Source organism: Streptomyces nogalater (genome assembly GCF_039532885.1).
Classification (GTDB): domain Bacteria; phylum Actinomycetota; class Actinomycetes; order Streptomycetales; family Streptomycetaceae; genus Streptomyces; species Streptomyces nogalater.
Genome location: NZ_BAAASM010000013.1, coordinates 1 through 15,012, shown reverse-complemented (window position 1 = coordinate 15,012; position 15,012 = coordinate 1). Strand labels below are relative to the sequence as shown.

The 15,012-nt window shown below is 72.1% G+C and carries 15 protein-coding genes and 3 tRNA genes; 12 read left to right on the top strand and 6 right to left on the bottom strand.

Going from position 1 to position 15,012, the window contains the following annotated elements; genetic code table 11:
- Positions 1 to 65: 65 nt before the first annotated feature.
- Positions 66 to 557: a YajQ family cyclic di-GMP-binding protein gene (locus tag ABD350_RS11340; RefSeq protein ID WP_344347786.1), complete on the bottom strand. Its 492-nt coding sequence runs from the start codon at positions 555 to 557 to the stop codon at positions 66 to 68.
- Positions 558 to 791: 234 nt separating this feature from the next.
- On the opposite strand from ABD350_RS11340, the gene ABD350_RS11335 reads away from it, so the two are divergent.
- Together ABD350_RS11335 and ABD350_RS11330 are read left to right on the top strand one after the other, a co-directional pair.
- Positions 792 to 873 (top strand) — tRNA-Tyr (locus tag ABD350_RS11335).
- Positions 874 to 2,368: 1,495 nt separating this feature from the next.
- Entirely contained in the window at positions 2,369 to 2,752 is a 384-nt protein-coding gene (locus tag ABD350_RS11330) for a hypothetical protein (protein WP_344347784.1), read from the top strand.
- Between the two features lie 221 nt (positions 2,753 to 2,973).
- Here ABD350_RS11330 and ABD350_RS11325 read toward each other — a convergent pair whose 3' ends face one another.
- Entirely contained in the window at positions 2,974 to 5,592 is a 2,619-nt protein-coding gene (locus ABD350_RS11325) for a SpoIIE family protein phosphatase (protein WP_344347783.1), read from the bottom strand.
- Positions 5,593 to 5,685: 93 nt separating this feature from the next.
- Between ABD350_RS11325 and ABD350_RS11320 the strand changes: the two genes are divergently transcribed.
- From ABD350_RS11320 to ABD350_RS11310, 3 genes are all read left to right on the top strand, one after another.
- On the top strand, positions 5,686 to 6,411 hold the full coding sequence (locus ABD350_RS11320; protein ID WP_344347782.1) for a class I SAM-dependent methyltransferase: 726 nt from the start codon (positions 5,686 to 5,688) through the stop codon (positions 6,409 to 6,411).
- A gap of 52 nt (positions 6,412 to 6,463) precedes the next feature.
- Positions 6,464 to 6,688 (top strand): hypothetical protein, encoded by a 225-nt coding sequence (locus ABD350_RS11315; RefSeq protein WP_344347781.1) that lies wholly within the window; start codon positions 6,464 to 6,466, stop codon positions 6,686 to 6,688.
- Positions 6,689 to 6,901: 213 nt separating this feature from the next.
- Positions 6,902 to 7,114, top strand: a complete 213-nt coding sequence (locus tag ABD350_RS11310) for a hypothetical protein (RefSeq protein WP_344347780.1) — start codon at positions 6,902 to 6,904, stop codon at positions 7,112 to 7,114.
- A 17-nt stretch (positions 7,115 to 7,131) separates the two neighbouring features.
- Here the strand turns inward: ABD350_RS11310 and ABD350_RS11305 are convergent, their stop codons facing one another.
- Both ABD350_RS11305 and ABD350_RS11300 read right to left on the bottom strand, forming a co-directional pair.
- Complete coding sequence (locus ABD350_RS11305) at positions 7,132 to 7,788, bottom strand: SDR family oxidoreductase (RefSeq protein ID WP_344347779.1); 657 nt, start codon at positions 7,786 to 7,788, stop codon at positions 7,132 to 7,134.
- A 157-nt stretch (positions 7,789 to 7,945) separates the two neighbouring features.
- Entirely contained in the window at positions 7,946 to 9,220 is a 1,275-nt protein-coding gene (locus tag ABD350_RS11300; protein WP_344347778.1) for an amidohydrolase family protein, read from the bottom strand.
- 324 nt (positions 9,221 to 9,544) lie between these two features.
- On the opposite strand from ABD350_RS11300, the gene ABD350_RS11295 reads away from it, so the two are divergent.
- From ABD350_RS11295 to ABD350_RS11270, 6 genes are all read left to right on the top strand, one after another.
- A tRNA-Thr gene (locus tag ABD350_RS11295) sits at positions 9,545 to 9,617 on the top strand.
- Positions 9,618 to 9,663: 46 nt separating this feature from the next.
- Positions 9,664 to 9,736: transfer RNA gene (locus ABD350_RS11290), tRNA-Met, on the top strand.
- A 90-nt stretch (positions 9,737 to 9,826) separates the two neighbouring features.
- Positions 9,827 to 9,991 carry a 50S ribosomal protein L33 gene (gene rpmG, locus ABD350_RS11285; protein ID WP_003948671.1) on the top strand — a complete coding sequence of 55 codons (165 nt, stop codon included), beginning with the start codon at positions 9,827 to 9,829 and terminating at the stop codon, positions 9,989 to 9,991.
- A gap of 162 nt (positions 9,992 to 10,153) precedes the next feature.
- Entirely contained in the window at positions 10,154 to 10,606 is a 453-nt protein-coding gene (locus ABD350_RS11280) for an FAS1-like dehydratase domain-containing protein (RefSeq protein ID WP_344347777.1), read from the top strand.
- A gap of 7 nt (positions 10,607 to 10,613) precedes the next feature.
- The gene (locus ABD350_RS11275) at positions 10,614 to 11,042 is read left to right on the top strand and encodes a MaoC family dehydratase (RefSeq protein ID WP_181797226.1); all 429 of its coding nucleotides are present in this window, start codon (positions 10,614 to 10,616) and stop codon (positions 11,040 to 11,042) included.
- A 258-nt stretch (positions 11,043 to 11,300) separates the two neighbouring features.
- Positions 11,301 to 12,356: a UDP-N-acetylmuramate dehydrogenase gene (locus tag ABD350_RS11270; protein WP_344347776.1), complete on the top strand. Its 1,056-nt coding sequence runs from the start codon at positions 11,301 to 11,303 to the stop codon at positions 12,354 to 12,356.
- A gap of 31 nt (positions 12,357 to 12,387) precedes the next feature.
- Here ABD350_RS11270 and ABD350_RS11265 read toward each other — a convergent pair whose 3' ends face one another.
- The gene (locus ABD350_RS11265; RefSeq protein WP_344347775.1) at positions 12,388 to 13,020 is read right to left on the bottom strand and encodes an NAD(P)-dependent oxidoreductase; all 633 of its coding nucleotides are present in this window, start codon (positions 13,018 to 13,020) and stop codon (positions 12,388 to 12,390) included.
- 116 nt (positions 13,021 to 13,136) lie between these two features.
- Here ABD350_RS11265 and ABD350_RS11260 point away from each other — a divergent pair, with 116 nt between their 5' ends.
- Positions 13,137 to 13,757, top strand: coding sequence for a TetR/AcrR family transcriptional regulator (locus ABD350_RS11260; RefSeq protein WP_344347774.1), 621 nt, complete (start codon positions 13,137 to 13,139; stop codon positions 13,755 to 13,757).
- A gap of 23 nt (positions 13,758 to 13,780) precedes the next feature.
- Here the strand turns inward: ABD350_RS11260 and ABD350_RS11255 are convergent, their stop codons facing one another.
- A complete protein-coding gene (locus tag ABD350_RS11255; RefSeq protein ID WP_344347773.1) occupies positions 13,781 to 14,821 on the bottom strand; it encodes an adenosine deaminase in 1,041 nt (346 codons plus the stop codon).
- Positions 14,822 to 15,012 lie beyond the last annotated feature (191 nt).

Sequence of the window (15,012 nt, the reverse complement as noted above, 5' to 3'; positions counted from 1 at the left end):
CGGGTCCGGGCAGCACGGAAGGGCGGGTGCCCCCACGGCACCCGCCCTTCCGTCATTCCGTGCGCCTAGCGGTAGTTCACGAACTGCAGCGCGAAGTCGAAGTCCTTGCCCTTCAGGAGGGCGATGACGGTCTGGAGGTCGTCGCGGCTCTTGGAGCTGACGCGCAGCTCGTCACCCTGGACCTGCGCCTTGACGCCCTTCGGGCCCTCGTCGCGGATGATCTTCGCCACCTTCTTGGCGTTCTCCTGGGAGATGCCCTCCTGGATCGACGCGAAGAGCTTGTACTCCTTGCCGGAGAGCTGCGGCTCGCCCGCCTCCAGCGCCTTCAGCGAGATGCCGCGCTTGACGAGCTTGGACTCGAAGACGTCGAGGACGGCCTTGACCCGCTCCTCGGAGTTGGCCTCCATGAGGATCTTGTCCTCGCCGGACCACTTGATCGAAGCCCCCACGCCCTTGAAGTCGTAGCGCTGCGAAATCTCCTTGGCGGCCTGGTTGAGGGCGTTGTCGACCTCCTGCCGCTCGACCTTCGAGACGATGTCGAAACTGGAGTCGGCCATGTCCTGTGGCTCCTTGTATCGGGGATATCGGGGTGCGTATGGGGTGGGTGCCGGCGCGCGGCGGCGACCGCCGGGCCCGGTGGAGCACCGGGCCGCATCCGCACCAGCCTAGCCACCCCGCGCCCCCGGGTGCGGAGATCAACCGGGTGGCGAAGCACCCCTGTGCATCGGGTATTGTTTACGTCGTTGCCGGGGAACACCGCCGAAAGCGGGTTCCAGACGGCAGCATTACCCGGCGGTGTGCCCGAGCGGCCAAAGGGAGCAGACTGTAAATCTGCCGGCTCAGCCTTCCCAGGTTCGAATCCTGGCGCCGCCACACGGGAACGAGAGCCCCGTGACCTGCGTAAACAGCAGGTCACGGGGCTCTCGTCGCACTCCCCAGTGATCAGGGGACTGTCTCACGCTGTCTCGCGGTCGAACGCCCTGTCTCGATGCGTGTGGACGGGCCGTGGACGGGTTCTGCGGCCGACCACATGGCCTTGCGGACCTGAACTTCGTCCAGCTCCCGCCAGATGGTGCTGGCCCAGTGCATCCACGAGCCGCGCCGGCGTCGGCACGTCAGGGGTCACGCTCGCCGTGTATGCACCGCGGTTCGAGCTCTTAGCCCGGCATCCGGTAGGAACTGTGCCTCCGCCAGCGTCCCCAGTCCCCTCAGCGAGTCGAGCAGGCCGTGCTGGAACACCCGTAAGTAGCATGGAACGCCTCTGGCCCGAACCTGTCACACTCAGTAATCGCTTGCAGGATCCCTAGATCAGAGCACGGACAGAGCCCTCGGCGAAGCAGCTTCCTTGGGCCCGTGGTGCCGGACGATCGTTCGCCAGCATTCGCCACCCTCGGACCGCCGATTGCGCTACTGGAGTCGGGTTAAGTTGCGATGAGTCCGAAGTCCCTCTCCCGGCACGCCCGCCTCAAGGGGCGGGTCCAACCCAGTGGAATTTTCAGAGAGGGAGGTCGGATCAGATGGAGGGATCGAAACGGCGGAGGCGTGGCCGCAGGCGCAGTCAGTTACCGGACTGGATCCAGTTGGTAGCGCTGGTCCTCACGACGATCACTGCCATCGCGGGGTGCGCGGAGCGCTTTATGTGATGCGCTGGAGGGGGTCCGGACGACAGGTTGGGTGATAAGCGAGCCCGGCCGCTTGGTGTTCGGCCGGACCCGCCTGAAGCCCCGCGTGTGAGCCTGGCTCCGGGAAGCAGCCCGGAGCCAGGCTCTCTGCGCAGCTCGGGAGCCTTTCGGCCCCATAACGAGGAAACCTCAAGCAGCCCGAAGCATCAAGCTTCTGAACCCGTTTCATGATCAAGACTCGTGGCGAAACCCCTAGCGGGCCATGGCGTTCAGGCGTGGCGTGAGCCCGTCACGCTGAAGATCGTTTAGTTCTTCCTGGTCAGGGGTTCGTGGGGGGTGGCGAATCCTGGCGGATTGCGTCGGCACGGATCGGGCGAGTTGGGGGGGGCGCAGTTGATGTGCAAGCAGAGCAAGGCCGCATTCGACGGTTTCAGTGCTGGCCAGGGCCGGGTGCTCGCGGCCTACAAGCCCGCCAGGGCTGTGCTGGTCTGGGCCGTCTGGGGCCCATGACGGCCTTGGAGAACCACCGACGACCAGGATGGCCCGGTATCACGCCGAGCCATCCTGGTGTGCATATACCCAGACAAACTCACGTATCCAGCCCCCATCCGCAACCGCCACGAGTCGATTGCGATCGGTGCCCGTGTACAGCGGCCAGAAGTAGATGCTCTGACAGGCAGCGCAGGATCGGCTGTGGTCATGTGCGTTCGCCTGATTGCAGCGTAAGCGGCTGCGATGATGCGGGCATGTCGACGCTCGGAACGCCTCTCCCTGCTGCACTCATTCCCGACTGCACCGAACCGGAGGCTCACCACGCGGCCTACAGAAGCGCCAAGGCCAACGACGCGATCTTTGTGTGCATCACTCGTCATGGCCAGCACTGGAATGTGGAGCTTGACGCTATGTCTAGCAGCGGGCCCACCATCTCGGACGAGGCAGTGGCATTCCTGCGGTCCGCGGTTGAAGCATTGGTGCTCGCGGACACAGTGGCGCAGGCCAATATCGCGCCTGACTACATCTCCATGCGGGCGATCGAGAGCGAACAGCGGGCGCGCGAGATCGCGGCTGCGTTCCATGCCGCTCTGCATGGTCTCCGACAGCTATGTATCGCCGTTCCGAGGCAGTGCTGAAGACCTAGCCGGTCGCATGTGGACGAGGCGCGGACGGCTGAAGTCGGGCCTCCTCTCGCATCACTCATCTGCGCAGGTCAGCGCGGTTCGGAGGACGGGTCCTTGGGGCTGTAAATCTGTCGGCTATGCCTACCAGGTTCGAATCCTGGCGCCGCCACACGGGAACGAGAGCCCCGTGACCTGCGTAAACAGCAGGTCACGGGGCTCTCGTCGTACGTGGGTCAGGCCGGCGGGCCGGGGCGCAGGGCGAGCAGGGCGATGTCGTCGGTGGTGTCGCGGCCGAATCTGAGGATCAGTTCGTCGCAGAAGACGTCCAGCGGGGTCCGCGCCTGGGCGGCGGTGGACCGGCGGAGCCTGTTCATCGCCTCGTCGAGCGACTCACCGCGGCGTTCGATGAGGCCGTCCGTGAAGAACAGCAGCGTGGAGTGGGGCGGCAGCAGCTCCCAGGCGGAGCGGCGGGGCAGACACGGGTCCATCCCGATCAGCAGGCCCCGGCCCGTGTCCAGGTAACGCGTCTCGCCCTCCTGGGTGGTCAGCAGGGGCGGCAGGTGACCGGCCGAGGAGTAGTGCAGGTACGTCGTGCGGCCGTCGCTCTTGACCAGGCCGTAGACGCAGGTGGCGGTGGACTGCGGGTTCAGGGTCTGGCTCGCCAGGTCCAGGCGGCGCAGGACCTCCTCGGGCGGTTCCTGCCGGTCGACGGCGATACCGCGCAGCATGTTGCGCAGGGTGCTCATGGCGACGGCGGCCTGGAGGTCATGGCCGGAGACGTCCCCGATGACCAGCACGATGTCACCGCCGGGCAGCGTGAAGGCGTCGTACCAGTCACCGCCGACCTCGGCGGTGGTGCTGGAGGGCACATAGCGGGCGGTCAGCTCCAGCCGGTCGGCGCGGGGCAGTTCGGGCAGCAGCGCGCGCTGGAGGTGTTCGGCGTTGGAGCGGGCGTGCTGGTGCAGACGGGCGTTGTCCACCCCGAGCGCGACGGCGCGGACCAGCTCCGCGATCAGGGGAACGTCCTCCTTGGCGAACGGGTGCCCGGCCTCGGTACGCACCATGGTCAGGGCCCCGAAGACCGCGCGCTCGGCCCGCAGCGGAGCGACGACCGCGCTGTCGGCGCCCAGCCGCTCGACCAGTTCCCGCTGCCGGGCGTCCAAGGGGCTCAGCGGGGCGACGGGCGGGGTGATGTCGGTGACCAGCAGCGGACCGGCACCGCGCAGCACCCTGGGCAGCGAGTCCTGCGTGATCTCGGACGCCGGCGGGAGCGTGCCGAGGTGCGTCCCGGACACCGGCACATGGGGATCGCGGTGGACGAGACAGACCCGCTCCAGCCGGCCCTGCTCGTCGACGAGGTCCGCCATGCACCAGTCGGCCAGGTCCCGGGTCAGCACATGGCACACCCGTCGTAGCCGCTCCTCCGGATCGAGGGTGCTGGTCAGCGCTATGCCGGTGTCAGCGAACAGGGACAGCCACTGCGGCGCGGCCGCCTCCACGCTCAGCGTCTTGGTCTTCTTGGTCGAGGTCGGCAGGTGCACCGGGCCCGGTACCGGCCGGGTGGCGGCCAGTCCGCCCCCGGGGGGCTCCGGCGGGGCCGGGGGAGCCGTCGTCGTGGCGAGCTGGGCGACGAACACGGTCCGCCCGTCGATCGCCTCCTGCGTCTGGATGGTGAGGCGGATGGGGATCACCCGGCCGTCCCGGTGCAGCGCGGGAACCGGGATCGGGCGGCCCAGGATGCGGGACTCACCTGTGAGCAGCAGCGAGGTGAAGGCCGTCACGTGGCGTTGGCGGAGGTGCTCGGGCATGAGCACGGTCAGCCGCCGGCCGACGAGGTCGTGCGCCGGCCAGCCCAGCAGGCTCGACGCGGCGTCGTTCACCGCGATGATCCGGTTGCCCTCGTCGGCCGCGATGGTCGGCACCAGGGCCGCCTCCACCTCGCTCGCGTCCCAGGGCGCCAGATCCGTCGGGCTGGCGCCCGGCGCGCCGGTGACCTGCGTCCACGAGGTGGGTTGCCCGCCGGGCAGCTGACCGGTGATCTGGTCGAGCAGCCAGTGCCGGAAGGACCGGATGTGCGGCAGGGCCGGCAGGGCCAGCAGGCTGCCCTGCTGCGCCACCGCGTCGGCGGCGTCGAGGACCCGGCGCAGCGTCGCGATCCGGGGTGCCGCGTCCGCCGCGAACGCCACCAGCAGCGAGAGCGTCGAACTGTCGAGGGTCTCCTGCTCCACCGCCGCCGTCATGGACGCGCAGATCATGCTGCTCGTGTCCTGGGCGGCGGCGAGGTCCTCCGGGCGCACCCCGATCCCGGAGGCGGTGGACGGGTCGAGGAACAGTTCGCGCAGCAGCCCCTCCCACTGCTGCTGGGCCGCCCAGTAGAGGGCGTACGGTACGTCGTTCAGCGTCACGGTGACGGTGCGGCCGGGCGGCGCCACGGTCTCCCACGCGGACGCCGGCGGCGCCGGTGCCTCGGGCCACACCTCGAACCAGACCGTCTTGCGGTCCGCCCCGCTGTGGACGCCGTGGCTGGTGGCCAGCTCCTCGACCAGGGCCAGCCCCCTGCCGGTGCAGGCGTACAGGTGGCGCACGTGCGGTACCAGGCCGTAGTCCGGGCGGCGGTCGCCGACCCGCACATGGGCCCGGCCCCCGGCGGTCCACGCCGTCACCTCGATCTCGGTGCGCGCGTGGACGACCGCGTTGGTCACCAGCTCGCCGGTCAGCAGCTCGGCGGTGTCCCGCACGTCCGGCACCAGGCCGTCCAGCACCGACCGTACGAACCTCCGGGCCACCACGACGTTCTCCGGCGCCGGTGACAGGCGCCGCGCCGGCGCTCCCGGTGGAATCGGGCTGCCCATACCGCCTGGGTGCCCAGAACCCCGTACCTGAACTCCGGGACGCCCGTGAAAACCGGTCGCCGTCCGGGTCCGGCACCGCGTACGTTCGCCCGCATGGCCGACGACTGCTTCGCGCATCCACGCCTCGCCGCGGTCTACGACCCGCTCCACTCGGACCGCGCCGACCTGGACGCGTATCTGGGCATGGCGGAGGAGTTCGGGGCGCGCCGCGTGCTGGACATCGGCTGCGGGACCGGGGTGTTCGCCCTGCTCCTGGCCGGCCGCGGGATCGAGGTGGTCGGCGTCGACCCCGCCCGGGCCTCCCTCGACGTCGCCCGGGCCAAACCGGGCGGTGGGCGCGTCCGTTGGATCCACGGCGACGCGACCGGCCTCCCGCCGCTTTGCGCCGACCTGGCGACGATGACGGGGAACGTCGCCCAGGCCATCACCGACCCGCACGTGTGGCGGGAGACGCTGCGGGGCGTTCGGGAAGCGCTGCGGCCCGGCGGACGGCTGGTCTTCGAGACCCGCGATCCGGCCCGGCGCGGCTGGCAGGAGTGGACCCGTGAGGATTCCTGCCACGTGGCGGAGGTCCCCGGCGTCGGAACGGTCGAGTACCGGGTCGAGCTGACCGAGGTGCGCGGGCCGCTGGTGACCTTCCGCCAGAGTTACGCCTTCGCGGCGGACGGACAGGTGCTGACCTCGGATTCCACGGTGCGCTTCCGGGAGCGGGCGGAGGTCGAGCGGGACCTGCTCGCGCACGGCTATGAGCTGGAGGAGGTCCGTGACGCCCCCGACAGGCCGGGACGGGAGTTCGTCTTCGTGGCCCGGCGCCCATGAGCGCCGGACCGGCCCGGGTGCGCGTCCGGGTGGTCCGGACGATGCTGGAGCCATGGCCGGGAAACGTCCCATCATCGTGCACCTGCCGTCCCCGACCGGCGGTCGCCGGGTGCGGGTGGACGGCGAGATCCTCGGCCTCGCGCACAACGTGCGGGATCTCGTGGAGTTCCTGCGCCGGGCGGGGCTGGACATCGAACCGGAAGAGGTCGCCGACTCGCCGCTGATCGACTGGCGCGGAGTGGGCCCCGACCGGTGGGAGGCGGAGACCCGGACCTGACCGCCCCGTCCGCCGACCGCCGCTCCTGCGACCGCCCGACGGACCCGGCCACCCCGACCGCACCCCCGGCCGCATCTGTCCTGAGGACCCGGCTGTCCTGAGGATTCGGTGTCCTGAGGGCCCGGCCGTGCCGGCCGTCACCGTCCCGGCGCGGACACCCGGCCGGTCGATGTCCCGGCACGTCGGCGGGCACTCGGCGGGCACACTGGCGGCATGTCCTCCCGACGCAGAACCTGTCCCGTGTGCCACCGCGACATCGCCGTCGTCGCGGGCCGCTTCGCGCGCCACGACCCGCCCGGGGCGCGGGCGAACGGCGACCTCGTCTCCTGTGCCGGATCGCGCCGGCCCGCGCAACTCGGCGCCGTCCAGCCCTCCTTGGACGGTTACGCCGTACCGGACTTCCCCGGTCAGCTGCCCCTGTTCTGAGCCTCTTCTCGGCTTCCTCAGTTCCCGGCCACCGACTTGACGGCGACCGACACCGGTGTGGAACCGCCGATCAGCTCCAGCATGAGGCCGGCCGTCGCGGGTGTGTCCACCAGTTCCGCGAGGACGGCCGCGACATCGTCCCGGGGGACGGAGCCGCGCCCCGTGTGCGCCTCCATACGGACCAGTCCGGTGCCCGGGTCGTCCGTCAGCGCGCCCGGGCGCAGGATCGTCCAGTCCAGCGCCTCCTGCCGGGTGACGTACGCGTCGGCCTCGCCCTTGGCGCGCAAGTACGCGTCGAAGACCTCGTCCCCCTGGTGCGCGGGGTCCGCGCCCATCGCGGACACCACCAGGAAGCGCCGCACGCGCGCGCGTACGGCCGCGTCCGCGAACAGCACCGCCGCGCCCCGGTCCACCGTGTCCTTGCGGGCCGCGCCGCTGCCCGGGCCCGCGCCGGCCGCGAACACCGCCGCGTCCGCGCCCTGCAGATGCGCCGCGACCTCCTCCACCAGGGCCGACTCCAGGTCGAGCAGGACCGGTTCGGCGCCGGCCGCCCGCAGGTCGTCGCCCTGCTCCAGCGTGCGGATGATCCCCGCGACCTCGTCACCGCGCGCGGAGAGCAGGCGCTCCAGCCGCAGCGCGATCTGACCATGACCACCAGCGATGACAATGCGCATGACTTCGACCGTACGCCCGAAGAGCCCCGTCCGCCGCACGAGTTAACCGGCGTGACGCGAGCCCCGCGTACGAGCGCGAACCACCCGCGCGTGCGCCCCCGCCGGACCCCGCCCAGCGCCCCTTCAGGACAGCTCTTCGCGCCCCGCCCACCGCCCCTCACGACAGCTCTCCGCGCCCCTGCCGGGGCAGTCCCGGGTCCCCCGTCCCCGTCGACTGGCAGTACTCGCGTACCGCGCTCGTGCGGGCCACCACGCGGCCCCGGTGCACCACGATCCTGCTGTAGGCCAGGGAGAGCGCCCCGGCCAGCCGGTCGCCGCGTACGGCCAGCAACTCGGCCGGGAAGCCCGCCTCCACCCGCACCTCCGGCAGGCCCAGTACCGCGCGGGCCGAGGCGGACACCGCGCCGTAGGCGTCCTCCGGGCGCAGGCCGTGGACGGACGCGAGGAGGTACGCGGCCTCCAGGGGGTCGCCGCGGCCGACGGGGTTGCAGACATCGCGCAGGGCCCCGCCGCCGGCCGCCACCCGTACCCCGGCCGCGCGCAGCAGCCGTACCGGTGCCGTGCCCCGCCGGTCGACGCCGCCGCACCCGCCCTGGGGCAGGCAGACCACCGTCACGCCGGCCGCCGCGAGTTGGTCGGCGGCGCGCGAGGCGAGCCGGGTGGGCAGGCGCGCGAGACCGGCGCACGGTCCGATGGTCACGCCGGGGCGCAGGCCTCCGGCCATGGCCGCGAGCCGGGCCAGCCGGGCCGGGTCGGCGGCGTCGGTGTGCAGGTCCACCGGGCAGCCGTGCTCGGAGGCCACCTCCAGGACCGCCTCCACGTAACCGGTGGGATCGGGGTCCAGGTCGGGGCAGCCGCCCACCACGGAGGCGCCCATCCGCACCGCGTCCCGCAGCATCGCCAGCCCGTCGGCCCCGGCCGCCCCGGTCAGCAGCCGGGGCATCGCCACCGTGGTCAGCTCCGCCAGCCCCCGCAGCGACCGCCGGGCCCGCAGCACCGCGCCGAGCGCGTCGAGCCCCTGGACGTCGCCCACGCGCACGTGCGCCCGCACCGCCGTCGCGCCGAGCCCGAGGTGCAGCAGGGCCGCCTCCGTCGCCCGGCGCTGGACGTCCTCGGGGGCGTACGACACCGGCCCCGGGCGCTCGGCGGACAGCGCGGTGTCCCCGTGGGCGTGTGGTTCGGCCGGGGCCGGCAGCAGCAGATAGCCGCTCAGGTCCACCCGCGTGACGCCCGTGCGGGCCGGGCCCGGCGCGAGGCTGCCGGCCGTGCCCACCGCCTCGATACGCCCCCCGCCGAGCCGTACGTCGACGGTCCGGCCGTCGGTCAGCCGCGCCCCGCACAGCAGCAGGCCGGCCGGGCCGGACGGACCCGGGGACCCCGGCGAGTGCGGCGGGTTCGACGGCGGTTGCGGCTGCGGCTGGCTGTCGGGCATCGCGCTCCTGGGGCGGGCGGGAGGGGCTCGGACGGGCCGGCGTGAGACGCGGGGCGGGCGGGTCGCCCCAAGATCACGCAGGGCGGGTCGAGCCTAGGGTCGGGAGCCGCGCGGATCCCGCAGGGGCGCAATAGTCGTACCGGCGTGGTCCGCCCCCGCCGGGCCCCCGCGCGACCCGCCCGCACGCCACGCGCGCGTGCCCGCCGACGGCCGTGCGGCCCGGGGCTCAGGGGGCCGCCGGGCGGGCCGCGAGGAGCGTCCCGGCGGGCGGCGGGATACGGATTTGGGTGAACGGCGGCGGACCGTGTAATGTCTTCATCGCTCGCCCCAATAGCTCAGTCGGCAGAGCGTCTCCATGGTAAGGAGAAGGTCAACGGTTCGATTCCGTTTTGGGGCTCTGGTGTGAGAGGTTCCCGCCGCAAGGCGGGAGCTGATCTCATCAAAGCGGTGTAGCTCAGTCGGTAGAGCAAGCGGCTCATAATCGCTGTGTCACCGGTTCAAGTCCGGTCACCGCTACTGACAGTAGCCGATTGTGGGGTCGGTCCTTCGATCGGCTACTCTTTCTTGCGTTGAACCAGTCCATCCGTTCGTCTTAGGAGCACTCACGTGGCTGCCACCGACGTCCGCCCGAAGATCACGCTGGCCTGCGTGGAGTGCAAGGAGCGGAACTACATCACCAAGAAGAACCGGCGTAACAACCCGGACCGTCTTGAGATGAAGAAGCACTGCCCGCGTTGCAACGCGCACACCGCGCACCGCGAAACGCGATAAATCAGGCTCGTTCGTGAGGCCGTCCCCTTCCGAGGGGGCGGCCTCACGGCGTTTTCCCGGCCCGTCCCGCATCCAGCCGCCCCACCGGCCCCGGGCGCATTCCCCGACCGGGTTTCCGGCTAATTTGGGGCCATCACAGCAGAGATCAGGAGGTGCCGGGCCATGGCGCTCGACCAGTCCTTCGTGGGACGGACCTACCCGCCCACCGCGCCCTATGAGGTGGGCCGGGAGAAGATCCGCGAGTTCGCCGAGGCGGTGGGCGAGTCCAACCCGGTGTACACCGATCCCGAGGCCGCCAAGGAATTCGGCCACCCCGATGTGATCGCCCCGCCGACCTTCGTGTTCTCCATCACTTTCCGGGCCGCCGGACAGGTCGTCCAGGACCCGCAGCTCGGTCTGGACTACAGCCGCGTGGTGCACGGCGACCAGAAGTTCGCCTACGCCCGCCCGGTGCGCGCCGGCGACCGGCTCACGGTCACCTCCACCATCGAGTCGATCAAGTCCCTCGCGGGCAACGACATCCTGGACATCCGCGGCGAGGTCCACGACGAGTCCGGCGAGCTCGTCGTGACCGCCTGGACCAAGCTCGTGGCCCGCGCGGCCGAGGAGGCGTGAGAATCCGATGACGGCGAAGATCGCGTACGACGAGGTCGAGGTCGGCACCGAACTGCCGGCCCGGAGCTTCCCCGTGACGCGCGCCACGCTGGTGCGCTACGCCGGTGCCTCCGGGGACTTCAACCCCATCCACTGGAACGAGAAGTTCGCCAAGGAGGTGGGCCTGCCGGACGTCATCGCGCACGGCATGTTCACCATGGCCGAGGCGATCCGTGTGGTCACGGACTGGACCGGGGACCCGGGCGCGGTCGTGGAGTACGGCGTCCGCTTCACCCGGCCCGTCGTCGTGCCGAACGACGACCAGGGCGCGCTGATCGAGGTCAGCGGCAAGGTCGCGGCCAAGCTGGACGACCGCACCGTCCGGGTGGACCTGACGGCGACGAGCGCCGGCCAGAAGGTACTGGGCATGTCCCGGGCGGTCGTACGACTGGCCTGACCGGCCCAGCCGAAGTAAGGGGCGCCCTCTCTTGACGTGCGCCCCTTACGCGCCGGCCGCGCTCGACCGGGCCGGCTGTCCGCCGGCACCCCCGGCTGCCCGCCACCGAGTACGGCGCCCCGACCGCTGCCGTCGACCGGCCCGCCGATGCCTGTCGCGCCGGCCCCCCGCGCGCGTGCGGCGCCCCCAGGCGGGCGGCGGCCCCCATCGGTCCCCGCCTGCCCGGCCCCCTCGGCCGCGTCTCGTACGCTTGGCCCCGTGCAGGTACTCCACGACGCCCCCCTTGCCCCGCTGACCACCTTCCGGCTGGGCGGTCCCGCGACCCGGCTGGTCACGGCCGGCACCGACGCCGAGGTGATCGCCGCGGTGCGCGAGGCCGACGACAGCGGTACACCGCTGCTGGTCATCGGCGGCGGCTCCAACCTGGTCATCGGCGACAAGGGGTTCGACGGCACCGCGCTGCGCATCGCCACGCGCGGGGTCGAACTGCGCGGCGGCACGCTGGAACTGGCGGCCGGCGAGGTGTGGAGCGACGCCGTCGCCCGCACCGTGGAGGCCGGGCTCGCCGGGATCGAGTGCCTGGCCGGCATCCCCGGCTCCGCGGGCGCCACGCCGATCCAGAACGTGGGCGCCTACGGCCAGGAGGTCTCCTCGACGATCACCGAGGTCATCGCCTACGACCGCCGGGCCGGCGAGACCGTCACCCTGACGAACGACGAGTGCGGCTTCTCGTACCGCCACAGCCGCTTCAAGGCCGACCCCGACCGCTATGTCGTGCTCCGGGTCCGGTTCGGGCTGAAGGACGCCGGCGGGCTGTCCGCGCCGCTGAAGTACGCCGAGACCGCCCGCGCGCTCGGCGTGGCGACCGGTGACCGGGTGCCGCTCGCCGACGCCCGCGACACCGTGCTGAAGCTGCGCGCCGGGAAGGGCATGGTGCTGGACCCCGAGGACCACGACACCTGGTCCGCCGGTTCCTTCTTCACCAACCCGGTCCTCACCGACGACCAGTTCGCCGCCTTCCACGCGCGCGTGCGCGAGCGGCTGGGCGACGGCGTCGAACCGCCCGCCTACCCGGCGGGGGAGGGCCGTACGAAGACGTCCGCGGCCTGGCTGATCGACAAGGCGGGCTTCACCAAGGGCTACGGCACCGGCCCCGCCCGCATCTCCACCAAGCACACCCTCGCTCTGACCAACCGGGGCGAGGCCACCACGGAGGACCTGCTGGCCCTGGCCCGCGAGGTGGTCGCCGGGGTCCGCGCGGCCTTCGGCGTCACGCTCGTCAACGAGCCGGTGACCGTGGGTGTGAGCCTGTAAGGACGGGTGCCGCGGCAGTGGCCGTACCCGCTCAGTACGCCACTCCCACGCCCTGCCGCACGGTCTCCTCGGCATCGATCATCGACAGCATCGCGTGCGCGACGTCCGCGCGCGCGAGGAAGCGGCCCTTGACGGGGGTGCCGCCGACGACCGTGCGGTAGTGGCCGGTGAGCGGCTTGTCCTGGAGCCGCGGCGGCCGTACGCACGTCCAGTCGGTGTCGCTGCGGGCCAGATCGGCCTCCATCGCGCGCAGATCGGCGTACACGTCCTTCAGGACCGCCGACACGATGCTCCGCACCGCGCGGTCCAGGGGGCCGTCGCCCTCCGGTGCCGGGCCGACCGGGCTGGCGCTGACCACCAGCAGCCGGCGCACCCCCTCCGCCTCCATGGCGCCGACGATCGTACGGGTCAGCCGGGCGGTCACCCCGTCGGCCTTGCGCCCCCGGGGCCCCAGACCGGACAGGACGGCGTACCGGCCCCGGACGGCGGCGCGCAGCTCCTCGGGATCGTCCAGGCCGCTGCGGACGACCTCCAGGCGGTCCCCGGACACCGGGAGGCGGGCCGGGTCCCGGACGACCGCGGTGACCTCGTGACCGGCGTCCAGGGCCTGGCGTACCAGCTCGCGGCCCGTTCCCCCGGTGGCGCCGAAAACAGTGAGTCTCATGGTGGCTTCCCTCCCGTGCCCTGCGCGCGACCCGCAGGTGGGTGAGTGCTCACTCACCCCTTCCGGCCCTAGAGTGGGTAAGTACTCACCCACCCGTCAAGGCCGTTAGGAACCCCATGGAGCCCGTCGACACCAAGCCGGCGCGTGTGCGCATCCTCGACGCCGCCCACGAGCTGATGCTCACCGTCGGGCTCGCCCGCGCCACCACCAAGGAGATCGCCCGCGCGGCCGGCTGCTCCGAAGCGGCCCTCTACAAGTACTTCGACAGCAAGGAAGAGCTGTTCGTACGGGTCCTCACCGAGCGGCTGCCCCGGCTCACCCCGCTGCTCGACAGCCTCGCCGCCGCACCGGGACGGGCCACCCTGGAGGAGAACCTCACCGAGATCGCCCGCCAGGCCGCGCTCTTCTACGAGCAGAGCTTCCCGATCGCCGCCTCCCTGTACGCCGAGACCCAGCTCAAGCGGCGCCACGACGACACCCTGCGCGCTCTCGGCTCCGGCCCCCACCTGCCCATCCAGGGCGTGGACGCCTACCTCCGCGCCGAACAGGCCGCCGGCCGGGTGCGCGCCGACGCCGACACCTACGCCGCCGCCTCACTCCTCCTGGGCGCCTGCGCCCAGCGGGCCTTCGCCTACGACGCCACCGACACCGGGCGGCCGCCGGCCGACGAGTTCGCCGCCCGCCTCGCGCGGACCCTGCTCGGCGGCATCCGGGCCCCGCGAGAGCCCGCCGGGTGACACAGGGTCCCGCCCGCCGGCCTTCAGGAGGCCGGACGGGCCAGCCAGTCGTCCACGCCCGCCAGCAGCCGCGCCTTGACCTCCTCGGGCGCCGCCGAACCCCGCACCGACTGCCGGGCCAGCTCCGCGAGCTCGGCGTCCGAGAAACCGTGGGCGTGCCGGGCGATCTCGTACTGCGCGGCCAGCCGCGAGCCGAACAGCAGCGGGTCGTCCGCGCCCAGGGCCATCGGCACGCCCGCCTCGAAGAGGGTGCGCAGCGGGACGTCCTGCGGCTTCTCGTACACGCCGAGCGCCACGTTCGAGGCCGGGCACACCTCGCAGGTCACGCCCCGGTCGGCCAGCCGCTTCAGCAGCCGCGGGTCCTCAGCGGCCCGTACCCCGTGCCCGATCCGCGAGGCGTGCAGATCGTCCAGGCAGTCCCGGACCGACACCGGCCCGGCCAGCTCGCCGCCGTGCGGGGCCGACAGCAGGCCGCCCTCGCGCGCGATGTGGAAGGCCCGGTCGAAGTCCCGCGCCAGGCCCCGCCGCTCGTCGTTGGAGAGCCCGAAGCCGACCACGCCCCGGTCCGCGTACCGCACCGCCAGCCGGGCCAGCGTGCGCGCGTCCAGCGGGTGCTTCATGCGGTTCGCGGCGACCAGGACGCGCATCCCGAGGCCGGTCTCCCGGGAGGTCGTGTCGACCGCGTCCAGGATGACCTCCAGCGCCGGGATCAGACCGCCCAGCCGGGGCGCGTACGACGTCGGATCCACCTGGATCTCCAGCCAGCCCGAGCCGTCCTTCAGGTCCTCCTCCGCGGCCTCCCGGACCAGGCGCTGGATGTCCTCCGGGCCGCGCAGGCAGGAGCGGGCCGCGTCGTACAGCCGCTGGAACCGGAACCAGCCCCGCTCGTCCGTGGCGCGCAGCCGGGGCGGATCGCCGCTGACGAGGGCGTCCCTCAGCGTGTCGGGCAGCCGTACGCCGTACTTGTCGGCCAGCTCCAGCACGGTCCCTGGTCGCATCGACCCGGTGAAGTGCAGGTGCAGATGGGCTTTCGGCAGCTCAGAGAGATCACGTACACGCTCCATTCCCAGATCCTGCCGCACGTCACCGCGTTCCCGGTAGCCCGTGTCACCGTAGGTGGGCGCGCCCGTACACACGAACGGGCCGCCTCCCCCCGGGGAGACGGCCCGCACGCGCGCGTGGCGGCCGGGAACTAGGCCGTTTCCTTCGGATCACCTCGCCGACCAGATGAAGATGGCGGCGAGGTGGAGTCCGG